The sequence below is a fragment of the Stenotrophomonas sp. STK17_22 genome, from assembly GCF_051983905.1.
Taxonomy (GTDB): Bacteria; Pseudomonadota; Gammaproteobacteria; order Xanthomonadales; family Xanthomonadaceae; genus Stenotrophomonas; species Stenotrophomonas maltophilia_A.
Window position 1 is genome coordinate 718,662 of the sequence record NZ_CP197010.1, and the last position, 14,211, is coordinate 732,872.

Consider the following 14,211-nt stretch of genomic DNA (forward strand, 5'->3'; position numbering starts at 1 on the left):
ACCAAGGTCCGCACCCACCAGAGCGGAATCCGCACCCACCAGAGCAGCGGAATCGGTAGATCCACGCCATGCGTGGATGAACGGGCCGCGCCGGGGTCTGCACCCACCCGGGCGGACCGATAGCGCCAGGCCTTGCGACGTCAGGACTGTACGGGTGTGTCGAGGGTGTCCAGATAGTTGGCAATCTCGGCAATCACCGAAGAGAGGTCCGGCGCGATCAGGCGATTCCTGCGCAGGAAGGCGCGCCACTGGGTCTGCTTCTGGGTATCTGCGGCGAATGACTGAGTCAGTCCGTAGGGCAGGGGCGTTGGCGCCGGGGTCCTTCGTCGATCAAACGTCGCGCCAATGGCCGCAACAAGGTGCGGGCGATCCATGGCGTCTTCGCGGATCAGTGCCAGCAAGTCGAAGAAGTCCTTCATCCTGCTGTTAGCGATGCCCAGTGCCGCTATAGCCTCGAGCTTTTCGGCAAACACGGTTTCGCGTGGATAGACGCGCAGGCAGGCTGGAGGGAATCCTTCCAGAATCACCGGATAGGTGATTTCCGGCGGCGGGGTGATCACCGCGTCGCCAAACCCGACGTCCCACTGCACATGGCAGCGTGCCCGGCCCAGATGTGCGATCAGGCGCATGCGCAGCCCCTCGTACGTGGCTTCTTCACGTATGGCCTCGATGACGATGCTGCCTGGATCGAAGCGCAGGCCGTCGTCCCCGGGCATTCCACAGAGCGAAAGTGCGATATGTAGCAGGCGATCGGGCTCAGCGCTGCCGGATCCCAGGAAATCGGCATCCCGTGTAGGGCGGTGCGGCGCGTCGAACCACACTGCGAACAGCATGGCACCCTTCAGCAGGAACTGGTTGCGGTATCGAGAAGCGGAGAGCCGGTAGAGCAGGCGCTCAACGGCGAACCTGTCCAGCACGAACTGAAAGTCCTCACCCTGCTTGCGTGCGAGATCGAGCAGCCGTTGCCGGATGGAAGCAACGCGGTGGGGAGGTGTTGGAGAGGGGATCAAGCCAGGGCATCGAGGTACGGTCTCATCAGTCTGGCAACGCGGCAGATCCGCGCATACTCCATCAACGCATCCGGCGTGGTTGCACGGCTGTGAAGCGCGTCACGCAGGGCTTCAAGTGCGACATCAAGCCCTACGAGATTGCGGAACTTGAAGCAATCGACGACGGTTTTGGCTACGTTGCTGACGTATATGAGACGTCCGCCTACGCGACGTTCTTCCAGCCCCGCATTGAGGGTCGTTGCCGACATGCGGACCACACGGAGGGGCGGCCAGTCGATCCGCGGAACGCGGTCGCTGTTGCCGATGGAGACCCAGCGTTCGAATGGTGCCTGAGTGGTCAGGCCATGCAGGCGCAGGGCACTCAACAGGCATAGACGGGGGTGTGGCAGGCGTTCTGCAATGATCCGCAGTCCATCATCGGTGTCGTCGCTCTTTCTTTCCGCCAACGCGTAGACGCCACGGGACAGCCGGATGAGTGCGCCTGCCTCGACCAGGCGGGTCAGTTGGGCGCGGGCGATCCCGGCAGTCACCAGTTCGCGGGCGCGCAGGGTGCCTGCGCGTCGCAATAGCTTTCGTGCCTTGGCCTCGGCGTTTCCCATGACGGCATTGTTCCATAACGTCGGGTGTTTTGAATATCGACCGACAAAAAGGAACATCGTTGGCTGCGGCGAGTGACGAGTAAATGGTGCGGACCAAGGTCCGCACCCACCAGAGCGGAATCCGCACCCACCAGAGCAGCGGAATCGGTAGATCCACGCCATGCGTGGATGGATGAACCGGATGCCGCGATCAGCACGGCAGGAAGGGCGTTCGTAGGCTAGAATGTGCGTTGGCGGAGCCGGCCAGACAGTCGCGTCATCCCTTCGGGGATGCCGAGGAAAGTCCGGGCTCCATAGGGCAAGGTGCCAGGTAACGCCTGGGCGGCGCAAGCCGACGGAAAGTGCAACAGAAAGATACCGCCTACGTCTTCTTCGGAAGGCCGGTAAGGGTGAAATGGTGCGGTAAGAGCGCACCGCGAGTCTGGCAACAGACCGGCACGGCAAACCCCACCTGGAGCAAGACCAAATAGGGATCCTTTGGCGCGGCCCGCGTTGGATCCGGGTAGGTTGCTTGAGCGTTGCGGTGACGTAACGCCTAGAGGAATGACTGTCCACGACAGAACCCGGCTTATCGGCCGGCTCCGCCTCTTTCTTCCATATGCGTGAACCGCGCATCGGTAGTGCCGGCCGCTGGCCGGCAGCTTCACGATGCCTGCAGGGCGGACAGAGTGCCGGCCAGCGGCCGGCACTACCTCGACGTCGCGCGTTCGTCAGCCCGGCGTACGGTACTGCCCTGCGGAAATGAACTGCGAGAAGCGCTCGCACCACACCACCACCGTGGTGTAGTCGTCGACGTTGACGTCATCGGGTACATCGACCAGGAAACGGTTGAAGGTCTTCACCTCGCCGATGCGCCGGGCCTGCGCCTTGATCTTCAGGAAGTCCGCTTTGTTGTCGACGAAATCGCGGACCAGGTAGACCTTGTAGTCCGGTCCCGGTCCCATCTTCCCGTCGAAGGCCACCTGGCGTGCGCTGACGCTGACCTTGCCTTCCGCCCAGTGCACCGCGTCGCTGCCCTTGAGGTCGCGGCGGAACGTGGTGTGATGGGTGGCGTCGTTCATGGCGGCCTGCACCTGTGCTGCGGGCGGATCATCAGGAGCGATCAGGATCGGCAGGAAGTAGACGCCCAGGCCGAAGCCGAGGCCGAGAGTGAGCAGATGGGTGGCGAGCAGGATGAGGGTGCGGCGCATGGGGCCTCCATGTGGATGTGGATCGCGCGGCATGGTGCCGGGCATGACCACCTTGGGAGGTTGCGGGCGGCATTTATAGACACAGTGCCAAGCGCAAAAAGGGCACAGTGGGGTGGCTGCGGCAACGCAGGCCCTGTGGCGCGGGCGGAAAGGCGCTGCGTCCGGAAGCTGAATGACGTTGGCAGCCTTGGATCGCAGTGACGGGTAGTGCCGGCCGCTGGCCGGCAGCGGCGTGGCCTGCCCGAAGATCCGGAGGTTGCCGGCCAGCGGCCGGCACTACCCTGCTGGAAAGAGATTCCGGCCAACGGTAGGCAATACCCCTGCTGGAGAGAGATTCCGGCCAGCGGCCGGCACGACCCGGTCAGAAAATGACGTGACTCTGTCCGTTGGCTGCGCCCTGTGGGCCAAAGCGGCGCTCGTGGATCTGGCCGTGGCCGTCGGCGTCGATCAGCAGCACGGTGCTGGCGCGGGTGCCGTAGTCGTCGCCGCGGATGAAGGCGGGGCTCAGCCAGCGCTCGCGTTCCAGGCCGATGCCGGTGTCGGGCAGGTCGCTGTCGGCGGGGCGATGTTCGTCGGCCAGGGCGGCCCAGAGCGGGGTCAGGTCCGGGGTCAGATCCTTTTCGCTTTGCGAAAGGGATCTGACCCGGTCTTCCTGCAGCCAGGCTTCAAGGGCCGCCATCAGCCGCCGGGTCTTCGGCCAGGGCGCGTCCAGCGCACCGTTGGACATGCCATGCACGCCCGGGCCCAGGCTCTGCCGCTCGGCGGGGTGGTTGCCCAGGAACTCCAGGCTGTGGCCGTCGGCCAGCAACAGGTTGAACGGCGCGTAGGCGCCGGCCACCGTTGCCAACCGGTCGATATGCACGGCGGCCGGGTCGCGGCCGCGCAGGAAGTCGGCCACCAGCGCGCCCCGTGAAGGGCCGGTCTGGGCGGCCAGCGGATCACGCACATTGGTGACCACTGCCATCCGGCCTACGGCACCGACGCCCGCCCAGCCGCCGCCGGAGCGCAGGTCGCGCCCCCCGATGACGGAGGTCTCATCTTGCCAGGCGGCCAGCGCCGCCGTCGGGCGGGCGTGGAACTCATCACGGTTGCCGGTCATCACCAGCCGCCAGCGCGGGTGGTGCATCCAGCCAAGAGCGAGCAGGCACATGGCCTCATTGTGCACGGTTTGCGCAGTCTGGCGCCGCTTCCGGCCCGTTTTGGATGAATGCGCGGCCGATGTTTCACGCGCTGTCCACAGCCCTGAACTTCCGTTCAATCTCAAAAATTGAGACGGATCAGCAACTTGTGGATAAGCCTTGAACAATTCTCTAAAGGTTGTTGCAAGCCATTGATGTGGCTGGCGATTTCCCCGCTGAAAAGTTGTTGACAACCCTTCGGCCGCTGCTAAGGTGGGCATCAGAGGGAAATCCGGGTGTTTTGTGGGTTTTCGTGGTTCAATGTTTCACCGGGCGAAGGATAGGTGCACGCGTCGTGTTCCAGGGCGAGACGGCCATCACAGTTGACGATAAAGGGCGCATGGCGGTTCCCACCGCTTACCGCGACCTCGTCGCGCGCGCCAGCAACAACCGTCTCGTGCTGACCTACAACCCGTTCGAAGCCGGCTGCCTGTGGCTGTATGCAGAGTCGGAATGGGAGCGGGTCCGCGACGACGTGATGTCCAAGCCCAACACCCAGCGCGTCGTGCGCCTGTTGCAGCAGAAGCTGGTCGGCTCGGCCGCCCATCTTGAGCTGGACGGCAACGGTCGCATCAGCATCCCCGCCAGCCACCGCGGTGCGGTGGGCATTGAGAAGAAGGCGGTATTGCTCGGTATGGGCGACAAGTTCGAATTGTGGAGCGAGCAGGCGCATCGGGCCCTGATCCAGCAGACATTGTCTGACGAGGATCTGGGTGATGGGTTGCTCGACCTGAAGTTGTGAGCCGGGGTGCCCGGATGCGCCCAGAAGCGCAGGCCGGTCACCTTCCGGTGTCGCAGTCGCCGGCGGTGCACCTGCCGGTCCTGTACACCCAGGTCCTTGAAGGCCTGAGGGTGATCGAAAACGGACGTTATCTGGATGGCACGTTCGGTCGTGGCGGTCATGCACGTGGCGTGCTCACCCAGCTCGGTCCCGAGGGGCGCCTGCTGGTCATGGACAAGGATCCGGAAGCCATCGCCGTAGCCGAGCGCGATTTCGCGCCGGACCCGCGCGTGTCCATCTTCCGTGGCAGCTTCGCCCAGCTGCTGCAGTGGGATGCGACGGCTGAAGGCCTGGACGGCGTGCTGTTCGACCTGGGCGTGTCGTCGCCGCAGCTGGACGTGGCCGAGCGTGGCTTCAGCTTCGGCAAGGACGGCCCGCTGGACATGCGCATGGACCCGGACAGCGGTGAAAGCGCCGCGCAGTGGATCAACCGCGTCGAAGATCGCGAGATTGCCGACGTGCTGTGGACCTACGGCGAAGAGCGTCAGAGCCGCCGTATCGCCCGTGCCATCGTGGCCCGCCGCGAGAAACAGCCGTTCTCCCGCACCGCCGAACTGGCTGAGCTGATCGCCTCGGTGATGCCGCGCGGCAAGGACAAGATCCACCCGGCCACGCGCAGCTTCCAGGCCATCCGCATCCACATCAACCGCGAGCTGGCCGATCTGGAAGCCGGGCTCGATGCGGCCGTGGAACGGCTCAAGCCCGGCGGCCGCCTGGCGATCATCAGCTTCCACTCGCTGGAAGATCGAATCGTCAAGCAGTACATGAACCGCCTGGCCAAGGCGCCGCCGGCCAACCGCCGCCTGCCCGAGGCGGAGGTGTTCGTGCCGACCCTGGATCTGATCGGTGGCGCCATCAAGGCCACCGACGAAGAACTGGCGGCCAACCCGCGTGCCCGCAGCGCCGTGCTGCGCGTGGCCCAGAAGCGGGAGGCCGATGCATGAGCCGGCTGCTGCTGATCATCCTGTTGGCCTCGACCGTGGCCTCGGCGATCGGCGTCGTGTTCGTGCGTCACCGTCACCGGCAGACGTTCATCGAGCTGTCGCGCGCTGAGCGCAAGCGCGATGACATCAATCTGGAATTCGGCCGCCTGCAGCTGGAACAGGCCACCCTGGCCGAAGCCAACCGTGTGGATCGCATCGCCCGCGAGAAGCTCGGCATGAAGTTCCCCGAGGCCGCCGACATCGTGGTGGTGCGCCCATGAGCAAGACCGGCCGCAACCGCCCGCGCAACGCCTTCAACCTGCGCCAGCGCCTGCGTTGGGTTGCCCTGGCGCTCGGCCTGTGCTCGGTGTCGCTGGTCGGCCGCGCGGCCTACGTGCAGATCATCAACAGCGATTTCTACCAGCGCCAGGGCGAAGCCCGCTACCTGCGCGAGCTGCCGATCAAGACCTCGCGCGGCATGATCACCGACCGCAACGGCGAGCCGCTGGCGGTGTCGACCCCGGTCGCTTCGATCTGGGTCAACCCGCAGGACCTGCTGCGTTCGCCCGAGCGGATTCCTGAGCTGGCTCAGGCGGTCGGCATGTCGGTGGATGAGCTGAGCAGCCGCCTGTCGCAGAAGTCGGACAAGGAATTCATGTACCTGCGCCGCCGGATCAATCCGGACGAGGCAGAGAAGGTGGTCGCGCTGAAGATTCCGGGCGTGGCCGCGCAGCGCGAGTTCCGCCGCTTCTACCCGCAGGGTGAGGCGATGGCGCACGTGCTGGGCTTCACCAACATCGACGACCGCGGCCAGGAAGGCCTGGAGCTGGCGTTCGACGAATGGCTGCGCGGCAAGGCCGGTGCCAAGCGGGTGATCCGCAACCGCAAGGGCGAGACCGTCGAAAGCGATCTGCTGCGCGCCGCCGAACCGGGCAAGGACCTGACCCTCAGCATCGACCGCCGCATCCAGTACCTGGCGTTCAAGGAACTGCGCAACGCGCTGGTGGCCAACAAGGCGGCCGGCGGTTCGATGGTGATCATGGACGTGACCACCGGCGAGATCCTGGCCATGGTCAACCTGCCGACCTACAACCCGAATTCGCTGACCGGCGCGCTGCCCGATGCGCGCCGTAACCGTGCAGTGACCGACCTGGTCGAGCCGGGTTCGACGATGAAGCCGTTGACCATTGCCACTGCGCTGCAGGCCGGTGCGGTGACCAAGGACACCATCATCGATACCAACCCGGGTTACATGACCCTGGGCCGCTTCACCATCCGCGACGTGCCGCGCAACAACGGCGTGCTGAACGTGACCGGCGTGATCACCCGCAGTTCGAACGTGGGCGCGGCCAAGGTCGCGGCAAAGATGCCGGACCAGGTGTTCTACGACGGCGTGCGCCGCTTCGGCTACGGCTCGGTGCCGCACAGCGGTTTCCCGGGTGAATCCGGCGGCGTCGTGCTGCGCCCGGCGCGCTGGTCAGGCACCACCAAGACCACCATGTCCTACGGCTACGGCCTGAACGTCACCCCTCTGCAGATCGCTACTGCCTATTCGGCGTTGGCCAATGGTGGCAGGTTGATCGCGCCGACCTTCGTCAAGGGCCAGCGCAACGAAGGCCAGCAGATCATCGACGAGAACGTCGCCAAGCAGGTGGTGGCGATGATGGAAACCGTGGTCACCCAGGGCGGCGCCAAGCAGGCGGCGGTGCTGGGCTACCGCGTGGCCGGCAAGACCGGTACCGCGCGCAAGGCCGGCCCCGGCGGTTACGAGCGCGGCCATTACAACGCGCTGTTCGCTGGCGTGGTGCCGGCCACCAATCCGCGCTTCGCCACCGTCATCGTCATCAACGACCCGCAGGCCGGCAAGTTCTATGGCGGCCTGGTGTCGGCGCCGGTCTACCACAACGTGATGGAAGGCACCCTGCGCCTGATGGACGTGCCGCTGGACGACCTGCAGTCGTGGCTGGCCGCACAGCAGTCCGGCAAGGTCGGCCATTCGGCCTCGATCCTGCCCGCGCCGCCGGCCGAGGCCGCGCTGCCGGTGGATGCCGCCGCTGAATTCGACGCTGCGCTGCCCAGCGCGCAAGCCCAGACGCCGCCCGCTACGGGAGGCACGCAATGAGTCCTTCGATGTTGCTTTCGCAGTTGCTTCCGGATGTGGCCCTGGCGGGCCACGATCCCGTTTTGACCGGCCTGGTGCTGGACAGCCGCGCCGTGCGCCCCGGCAATGCCTTCGTCGCCATCGCCGGTTTCGGCGCGCATGGCCTGGGCTTTGTCGAGCAGGCCCGTGCGGCCGGCGCTGGCGCCATCCTGTTCGAACCGCCGGCACCGGTCGAACTGCCGGCACCGGCCGATGCGATTGCGGTGCCGGGCCTGCGCGCGCGCATGGGTGCGATGGCCGACCAGTTCCATGGCGCACCGTCGCGGGCGATGGCGATGGTGGGCGTGACCGGCACCAACGGCAAGACCTCCACCGTGCAGCTGCTGGCCCAGGCCTGGCACCTGCTCGGAACGCCCAGTGGCAGTATCGGCACGTTGGGCGCCGGACTTTACGGTGCAGTTGAGCCGACCGGCTTCACTACGCCGCTGGTGCTGCAGATGCATGCGTTGCTGGCGCAGCTGCGTGATGCCGGTGCGCGCGCGGTGGCGATGGAAGTCAGCTCGCATGCGCTGGACCAGGGCCGCGTGGATGCGGTGCACTACGACGTGGCGGTATTCACCAACCTCACCCGCGATCATCTGGACTACCACGGCGACATGGCCAGCTACGGCGCGGCCAAGGCACGGCTGTTCCATCGCCCGGGACTGAAGGCCGCGGTGATCAATCTTGACGACGCGTTCGGTCGCCAGCTGTTCGCCGGCCTCCCGGCGGGCGTGCAACCGATCGGCCTGAGCTCGCGCGGTGCCACCGATGCCAGCGTGCGCGCCGAGGCGCTGCAGCTGGACGGCCGTGGCATTGCCTTCGAACTGGTCATCGACGGCCAGCGCGCGGCGGTGCAGTCGCCGCTGCTGGGCCGCTTCAACGTGGACAACCTGCTGGCCGTGGCCGGCACCCTGCACGCGCAGGGTCAGCCGCTGCCGCGCATTGCCGAGGTGTTGTCGGCGCTGCAGCCGATCCGTGGCCGCATGAACCGCCTGGGCGGCGAAGACGGCCTGCCGACCGTGGTGGTCGATTACGCACATACCCCGGACGCACTGGAACAGGCGCTGGACAGCCTGCACGGCCACCTGCAGGGCACGCTGTTCTGCGTGTTCGGCTGCGGTGGCGAGCGTGATACCGGCAAGCGCCCGCAGATGGCTGCGATCGCCGAGCGCCTGGCCAACCAGGTCATCGTTACCGACGACAACCCGCGTGGCGAAGACGGCGACGTGATCGTGGCCGACATCCTGGCCGGCTTCCAGAACGCCGATGCCGTGACCGTGCAGCGCAGCCGCGCGCGTGCGATCGGCCTGGCGGTGAAGCGTGCCGGTGCCGGCGACATCATCCTGATCGCTGGCAAGGGCCACGAGCCGTACCAGGAGGTGAATGGCGTGCGCCATGACTTCGACGACACCGAAGTGGCCGCCGCTGCGTTGGCAGCCAAGGCCGGTGTGCTCAGCGCGCAGGCCGGGGAGGGCATCGCATGAAGCGCACTCTGCTTTCGCTGATCGCACACTGGGCCGGCGGCGAGATCCACGGCGACGACGTGGCCATCGATGCGGTCAGCAATGACACCCGCAGCCTCGGCCCGGGCAGCCTGTATGTGGCGCTGCGCGGCGAGCGTTTCGATGGCCATGACTTTGCCGCCGACGCGCAGGCGCGCGGTGCCAGCGCGCTGCTGGTCGAGCGCCTGCTGCCGATCGAACTGCCGCAGGTGCTGGTGGCCGACAGCGAACTGGCGCTGGCGAAGATCGCCACCGGCATGCAGCGCGACCGCGATACCGAGGTGTTCGCGATCACCGGCAGCAACGGCAAGACCAGCGTGAAGAGCCTGCTGCTGTCGATCCTGCAGCAGGTGGCCCGTCATGCGCACAAGGTGGTCTACGCCAACCCGGGCAACCGCAACAACGAGATCGGCCTGCCGCTGGCAGTGATCGATGCCCCGGAAGATGCCGACTACGCTGTCTACGAGATGGGCGCGGGCAAGCCGGGTGACATCGCCTACCTGACCGACATCGCCCGCCCGCGCTATGCGCTGGTCAACAACATCGCCCCGGCGCACCTGGAACGCATGGGCAGCCTGCTCGGCGTGGCAGTGACCAAGGGCGCGATCTATGCCGCGCTGCCGGCCGATGGCGTGGCGGTGATCAACGTCGACGATGCCTACGGCCGCTGGTTCGAACAGCACTTCGTCGGCACCCCGCCGCGCTGCCGCGTACTGCGCTATGGCCTGGAGCACACCGCGGACATCACCGCGCGCGACATCCGCGCCGGCGCGCAGGGCAGCCAGTTCACCCTGGTCGCACCGGGCGGCGAAGCCCGCGTGGTGCTGGGCCTGCCGGGTCGCCACAACGTCAGCAATGCGCTGGCCGCTGCCAGCCTGGCGCTGGCCGCCGGTGTCGATCTGGCGCTGATCGCGGCCGGCCTGGCCGAAGCACAGCCGGTACCGGGCCGCCAGATCGCCCATCAGCTGCGCAACGGCGCGGTGCTGGTGGACGACAGCTACAACGCCAACCCCGGTTCGCTGGCCGCGGCCATCGACGCCCTGGCCGCCGCGCCGGAAGAGGGTTGGCTGGTGCTGGGCGACATGCGCGAGCTGGGTCCGGACGCCGAAGCGCTGCACGCGCAGGCAGGGCTCCGCGCGCGCGCTGCTGGCCTCAAGCGCCTGTATGCGCTGGGCCCGCTCAGCGCCGCTGCCGCCACCGCCTTCGGTGAAGGCGGCCGTCATTTCGCCACCCATGACGCGCTGTCGCAGGCGCTGAAGGACGAGCTGCACGCCGGCGTGCGCTGCCTGGTCAAGGGTTCCCGTGGCAGCGCCATGGACACGATTGTCAAAGCGCTGCTGGCGCAAGGAGAGGAATCCCCGCATGTTGTATGAACTGGCTCGATGGTTGCAGCAGTTGGAGAGCCTGTTCGGGCTGTTCAACTACCAGACGTTCCGCGCCATCCTTGCCGCGCTGACGGCCCTGTTCCTGTCGCTGTGGCTCGGCCCGGCGATGATCCGCAAGCTTGCCCAGTTCAAGGGCGGCCAGCCGATCCGCAAGGACGGTCCGCAGACCCATTTCTCCAAGGCCGGTACGCCGACCATGGGCGGTTCGCTGATCCTGCTCACCATCACCCTGTCGGTGCTGATGTGGGCCGACCTGCGCAACCGCTACGTGTGGCTGGTGCTGGCGGTGATGCTGTGCTTCGGCGCCATCGGCTGGTATGACGACTGGATCAAGATCGTCCGCCGCGACCCGAACGGCCTGAAGTCGCGCTGGAAGTACCTGCTGCAGTCGATCTTCGGCCTGGCCGCGGGCCTGTTCCTGTTCTACACGGCCGACGTGCCGGCGGCGCTGACCTTCTACATCCCGATGTTCAAGTCGATCGCGCTGCCGCTGGCCGGCATCGGATTCGTGGCCATCGCCTACTTCTGGATCGTCGGCTTCTCCAACGCGGTGAACCTCACCGACGGCCTGGACGGCCTGGCGATCATGCCGACCGTGCTGGTGGCCTGCGCACTGGGCGTGTTCGCCTACGCCTCGGGCAACGTGGTGTTTGCCAACTACCTGCAGATCCCGCAGATCCCGGGCGCCGGCGAGCTGGTCATCATCTGCGCGGCCATCGCCGGTGCGGGCCTGGGGTTCCTGTGGTTCAACACCTATCCGGCCATGGTGTTCATGGGCGACATCGGCGCGCTGGCGCTGGGTGCGGTGCTGGGTACGATCGCAGTGATCACCCGCCAGGAGCTGGTGCTGGTGATCATGGGCGGCGTGTTCGTCATCGAAACGCTGTCGGTGATGATCCAGGTCGCCTCGTTCAAGCTGACCGGCAAGCGCGTGTTCCGCATGGCACCGATCCACCATCACTTCGAACTGAAGGGCTGGCCGGAGCCGCGCGTGATCGTGCGCTTCTGGATCATCTCGGTCGTGCTCGTGCTGATCGGCCTGGCCACGTTGAAGGTGCGCTGAGATGAACGACCTGTCCCGCCAGGCAACACGCCTTGAGGCCATCGAAGGCAGCTACGACAAGTGGCTGCTGGGCGCGATCATCGCGCTCACGGGCATCGGCGTGGTGATGGTGGCGTCCAGCTCGATCGCTCTGATGAGCAGCCCGTTCTACTACCTCAACCGCCACCTGATCTTCCTGGCGGTGGGTATCGTGCTGGCGGTCGTAGCCGCCCGCACTGAACTGAAGTCCATCGAGCAGTACAACCAGATGCTGCTGCTGGGCTGCTTCGTGCTGCTGCTGGCGGTGTTCGCACCGGGCCTGGGCAGCACGGTCAACGGCGCACGCCGCTGGATCAATCTGGGCATCTCCAAGTTCCAGACGGTGGAAGCGGTGAAGGTGCTCTATATCGTCTGGCTGTCCAGCTACCTGGTGCGCTTCCGCGACGAGGTCAACGCGACCTGGCCGGCGATGCTCAAGCCACTGGGCGTGGCCGGTGCGCTGGTGCTGTTGCTGCTGCTGCAGCCGGACTTCGGTTCCTCGACCCTGCTGCTGGCGATCACCGCCGGCATGCTGGTGCTGGGCGGTGTGAACATGCCGCGCATGTCGATGCCGGTGATCATCGGCCTGGTCGGCATGAGCGCGCTGGCGATCATCGAGCCGTACCGCATGCGCCGCATTACCTCCTTCCTCGACCCGTGGGCCGACCAGCAGGGCGACGGCTACCAGCTGTCCAACGCGCTGATGGCCGTGGGCCGCGGCGAGTGGACCGGCGTTGGCCTGGGCAACTCGGTGCAGAAGCTGTACTACCTGCCGGAAGCACATACCGACTTCATCTTCTCGGTCACCGCGGAGGAGTTCGGCTTCCTCGGCACCTGCGTGATCGTGGCCCTGTACGCGCTGCTGGTCGGCCGCACGTTCTGGCTGGGCATGCGCTGCGTGGAAATGAAGCGCCACTTCTCCGGCTACATCGCCTTCGGCATCGGCCTGTGGATCAGCATGCAGACCTTCGTTTCGATCGGCGTGAATCTGGGTATCCTGCCGACCAAGGGTCTGACCCTGCCGCTGATCTCCTCCGGCGGTTCGTCGGTGCTGATGACCTGCGTGGCGATGGGCCTGCTGTTGCGCGTCTCCTATGAGCTCAAGCGCGCCGAGCGTCGCCAGGCCGTGCGCATCGGCGGTGGCGACGAGGCCGTGGCCGATGCACCCGTGGACGCGCCGGCCGCACCGGCTGCGGCCAGCGTGCCGATGAGCGCCGAGCCGACGGCTGCCGCTGCAGCGAACGCCGCACGCGGTACCAGCCGCCTGCAGTCGCGCATCGAACCGACCTTCGGGAGGCTGTCATGAGCGCAGCCACCGATAACGTGCGCCCGGTGATGATCCTGGCCGGTGGCACCGGCGGTCACATCTTCCCCGGCCTGGCCGTGGCCCGCGTGCTGCGCGCGCGCGGCGTACCGGTCACCTGGATGGGCGCCGATGGTGCGATGGAAACCCGCCTGGTGCCGCAGCACGACATTCCGATCGACACGCTGGCCATCACCGGCCTGCGCGGCAAAGGCAAGCTGGCCCTGCTGGGCGCGCCGTGGCGGCTGATGCGCGCGCTGCGTGCCGCCGGCATGATCATCCGCAAGCGCCAGCCGCGTGCGGTGGTCGCCTTCGGTGGTTTCGCGTCCGGCCCGGGGGGCATGGCCACACGCCTGCACGGCCTGCCGCTGCTGGTGCACGAACAGAATCGCGCTCCCGGCATGACCAATCGCATCCTGTCGCGCTATGCGCGCCGGCTGCTGACCGGCTTCCCGGGCACCTTCGCCAAGGGCGAAGAGTTCGTCGGCAACCCGGTACGTGCGGAGATCGCCGCCATCGCACCGCCGGAACAGCGTTTCGCTGACCGCCAGGGTCCGCTGCGCGTGCTGGTGGTCGGTGGCAGCCAGGGCGCGCGTGCGCTCAACACCGGCGTGCCGCAGGCGATTGCTGCGCTGGGCACGAGTGTGCCGGTGCAGGTTCGCCACCAGAGCGGCGAAAAGCTGCATGCCGAAGCGGTCGAGGCATATGCCAAGGCCGGCGTGCAGGCTGAAATCACGCCGTTCATCGCCGACATGGCCGAGGCCTTTGCCTGGGCCGATCTGGTGGTGTGCCGTGCGGGCGCTTCGACGCTGGCCGAGCTGTGTGCGGTGGGTGTCGGCAGCGTGCTGGTGCCTTTCCCCGCTGCCGTCGACGATCACCAGACCCGCAATGCGGAGTACCTGGTCGAACGCGGCGCGGCGGTTTTGCTGAAGCAGGACGGAACGCTGGCCGACGGCATTGCCGCACTGCTGCGCGATCTGTCCGAAAATCCCGCCCGCCGCATGCAGATGGCGCAAGCCGCGCGTGCCCTGGCCAAGGTCGATGCCGCCGAGCGCATCGCCGATATCATTCTTGAGGAAGCTGTATGAAGAAGGCATGCCACCGCGCCTGCCCTGC

At 66.7% G+C, this 14,211-nt stretch carries 13 protein-coding genes and 1 other RNA gene; 10 read left to right on the top strand and 4 right to left on the bottom strand.

Features of this window, described 5'->3' with window-relative positions:
* Positions 1-140: 140 nt before the first annotated feature.
* Both ACSYS9_RS03175 and ACSYS9_RS03180 read right to left on the bottom strand, forming a co-directional pair.
* Positions 141-1,010: a nucleotidyl transferase AbiEii/AbiGii toxin family protein gene (locus ACSYS9_RS03175; protein WP_197573250.1), complete on the bottom strand. Its 870-nt coding sequence runs from the start codon at positions 1,008-1,010 to the stop codon at positions 141-143.
* On the bottom strand, positions 1,007-1,666 hold the full coding sequence (locus ACSYS9_RS03180; protein WP_177179501.1) for a type IV toxin-antitoxin system AbiEi family antitoxin domain-containing protein: 660 nt from the start codon (positions 1,664-1,666) through the stop codon (positions 1,007-1,009). Before ACSYS9_RS03180 ends, ACSYS9_RS03175 begins: the two co-directional genes overlap by 4 nt.
* 178 nt (positions 1,667-1,844) lie before the next feature.
* On the opposite strand from ACSYS9_RS03180, the gene rnpB reads away from it, so the two are divergent.
* An RNA gene (rnpB, locus tag ACSYS9_RS03185) (RNase P RNA component class A) lies at positions 1,845-2,196 on the top strand.
* Positions 2,197-2,319: 123 nt separating this feature from the next.
* Here rnpB and ACSYS9_RS03190 read toward each other — a convergent pair.
* Positions 2,320-2,799 (bottom strand): DM13 domain-containing protein, encoded by a 480-nt coding sequence (locus ACSYS9_RS03190; RefSeq protein ID WP_049461627.1) that lies wholly within the window; start codon positions 2,797-2,799, stop codon positions 2,320-2,322.
* A gap of 361 nt (positions 2,800-3,160) precedes the next feature.
* Positions 3,161-3,949: an NRDE family protein gene (locus tag ACSYS9_RS03195; protein ID WP_049461626.1), complete on the bottom strand. Its 789-nt coding sequence runs from the start codon at positions 3,947-3,949 to the stop codon at positions 3,161-3,163.
* A 368-nt stretch (positions 3,950-4,317) separates the two neighbouring features.
* Between ACSYS9_RS03195 and ACSYS9_RS03200 the strand changes: the two genes are divergently transcribed.
* From ACSYS9_RS03200 to murG, 9 genes are read left to right on the top strand one after another with little or no spacing between them, the layout of a single operon-like run.
* Positions 4,318-4,719 carry a division/cell wall cluster transcriptional repressor MraZ gene (locus ACSYS9_RS03200; protein ID WP_008266948.1) on the top strand — a complete coding sequence of 134 codons (402 nt, stop codon included), beginning with the start codon at positions 4,318-4,320 and terminating at the stop codon, positions 4,717-4,719.
* A gap of 14 nt (positions 4,720-4,733) precedes the next feature.
* Positions 4,734-5,702 carry a 16S rRNA (cytosine(1402)-N(4))-methyltransferase RsmH gene (gene rsmH, locus ACSYS9_RS03205; protein ID WP_012510046.1) on the top strand — a complete coding sequence of 323 codons (969 nt, stop codon included), beginning with the start codon at positions 4,734-4,736 and terminating at the stop codon, positions 5,700-5,702.
* On the top strand, positions 5,699-5,962 hold the full coding sequence (ftsL, locus tag ACSYS9_RS03210; protein ID WP_005412242.1) for a cell division protein FtsL: 264 nt from the start codon (positions 5,699-5,701) through the stop codon (positions 5,960-5,962). Before rsmH ends, ftsL begins: the two co-directional genes overlap by 4 nt.
* Positions 5,959-7,803 carry a peptidoglycan D,D-transpeptidase FtsI family protein gene (locus tag ACSYS9_RS03215; protein WP_049461624.1) on the top strand — a complete coding sequence of 615 codons (1,845 nt, stop codon included), beginning with the start codon at positions 5,959-5,961 and terminating at the stop codon, positions 7,801-7,803. Before ftsL ends, ACSYS9_RS03215 begins: the two co-directional genes overlap by 4 nt.
* Positions 7,800-9,308, top strand: coding sequence for a UDP-N-acetylmuramoyl-L-alanyl-D-glutamate--2,6-diaminopimelate ligase (locus ACSYS9_RS03220; RefSeq protein ID WP_049461623.1), 1,509 nt, complete (start codon positions 7,800-7,802; stop codon positions 9,306-9,308). Before ACSYS9_RS03215 ends, ACSYS9_RS03220 begins: the two co-directional genes overlap by 4 nt.
* A complete protein-coding gene (locus ACSYS9_RS03225) occupies positions 9,305-10,699 on the top strand; it encodes a UDP-N-acetylmuramoyl-tripeptide--D-alanyl-D-alanine ligase (protein WP_049461622.1) in 1,395 nt (464 codons plus the stop codon). Before ACSYS9_RS03220 ends, ACSYS9_RS03225 begins: the two co-directional genes overlap by 4 nt.
* Positions 10,689-11,774, top strand: coding sequence for a phospho-N-acetylmuramoyl-pentapeptide-transferase (gene mraY / locus ACSYS9_RS03230; RefSeq protein ID WP_010481929.1), 1,086 nt, complete (start codon positions 10,689-10,691; stop codon positions 11,772-11,774). Before ACSYS9_RS03225 ends, mraY begins: the two co-directional genes overlap by 11 nt.
* A gap of 1 nt (position 11,775) precedes the next feature.
* Positions 11,776-13,098, top strand: coding sequence for a putative lipid II flippase FtsW (ftsW, locus tag ACSYS9_RS03235; RefSeq protein ID WP_049399807.1), 1,323 nt, complete (start codon positions 11,776-11,778; stop codon positions 13,096-13,098).
* A complete protein-coding gene (gene murG / locus ACSYS9_RS03240) occupies positions 13,095-14,183 on the top strand; it encodes an undecaprenyldiphospho-muramoylpentapeptide beta-N-acetylglucosaminyltransferase (RefSeq protein ID WP_049461621.1) in 1,089 nt (362 codons plus the stop codon). Before ftsW ends, murG begins: the two co-directional genes overlap by 4 nt.
* Positions 14,184-14,211 lie beyond the last annotated feature (28 nt).

Excerpts from the sequence above, each read along its gene's own strand:
- ftsW (WP_049399807.1), top strand. The coding sequence starts at position 11,776 with ATGAACGACCTGTCCCGCCAGGCAACACGCCTTGAGGCCATCGAAGGC.
- ACSYS9_RS03180 (WP_177179501.1), bottom strand. The coding sequence starts at position 1,666 with ATGTTCCTTTTTGTCGGTCGATATTCAAAACACCCGACGTTATGGAAC.
- mraY (WP_010481929.1), top strand. The coding sequence starts at position 10,689 with ATGTTGTATGAACTGGCTCGATGGTTGCAGCAGTTGGAGAGCCTGTTC.
- ACSYS9_RS03195 (WP_049461626.1), bottom strand. The coding sequence starts at position 3,949 with ATGTGCCTGCTCGCTCTTGGCTGGATGCACCACCCGCGCTGGCGGCTG.
- ACSYS9_RS03200 (WP_008266948.1), top strand. The coding sequence starts at position 4,318 with ATGGCGGTTCCCACCGCTTACCGCGACCTCGTCGCGCGCGCCAGCAAC.
- ACSYS9_RS03225 (WP_049461622.1), top strand. The coding sequence starts at position 9,305 with ATGAAGCGCACTCTGCTTTCGCTGATCGCACACTGGGCCGGCGGCGAG.
- ACSYS9_RS03220 (WP_049461623.1), top strand. The coding sequence starts at position 7,800 with ATGAGTCCTTCGATGTTGCTTTCGCAGTTGCTTCCGGATGTGGCCCTG.
- murG (WP_049461621.1), top strand. The coding sequence starts at position 13,095 with ATGAGCGCAGCCACCGATAACGTGCGCCCGGTGATGATCCTGGCCGGT.
- ftsL (WP_005412242.1), top strand. The coding sequence starts at position 5,699 with ATGAGCCGGCTGCTGCTGATCATCCTGTTGGCCTCGACCGTGGCCTCG.
- rsmH (WP_012510046.1), top strand. The coding sequence starts at position 4,734 with ATGCGCCCAGAAGCGCAGGCCGGTCACCTTCCGGTGTCGCAGTCGCCG.
- ACSYS9_RS03190 (WP_049461627.1), bottom strand. The coding sequence starts at position 2,799 with ATGCGCCGCACCCTCATCCTGCTCGCCACCCATCTGCTCACTCTCGGC.
- ACSYS9_RS03215 (WP_049461624.1), top strand. The coding sequence starts at position 5,959 with ATGAGCAAGACCGGCCGCAACCGCCCGCGCAACGCCTTCAACCTGCGC.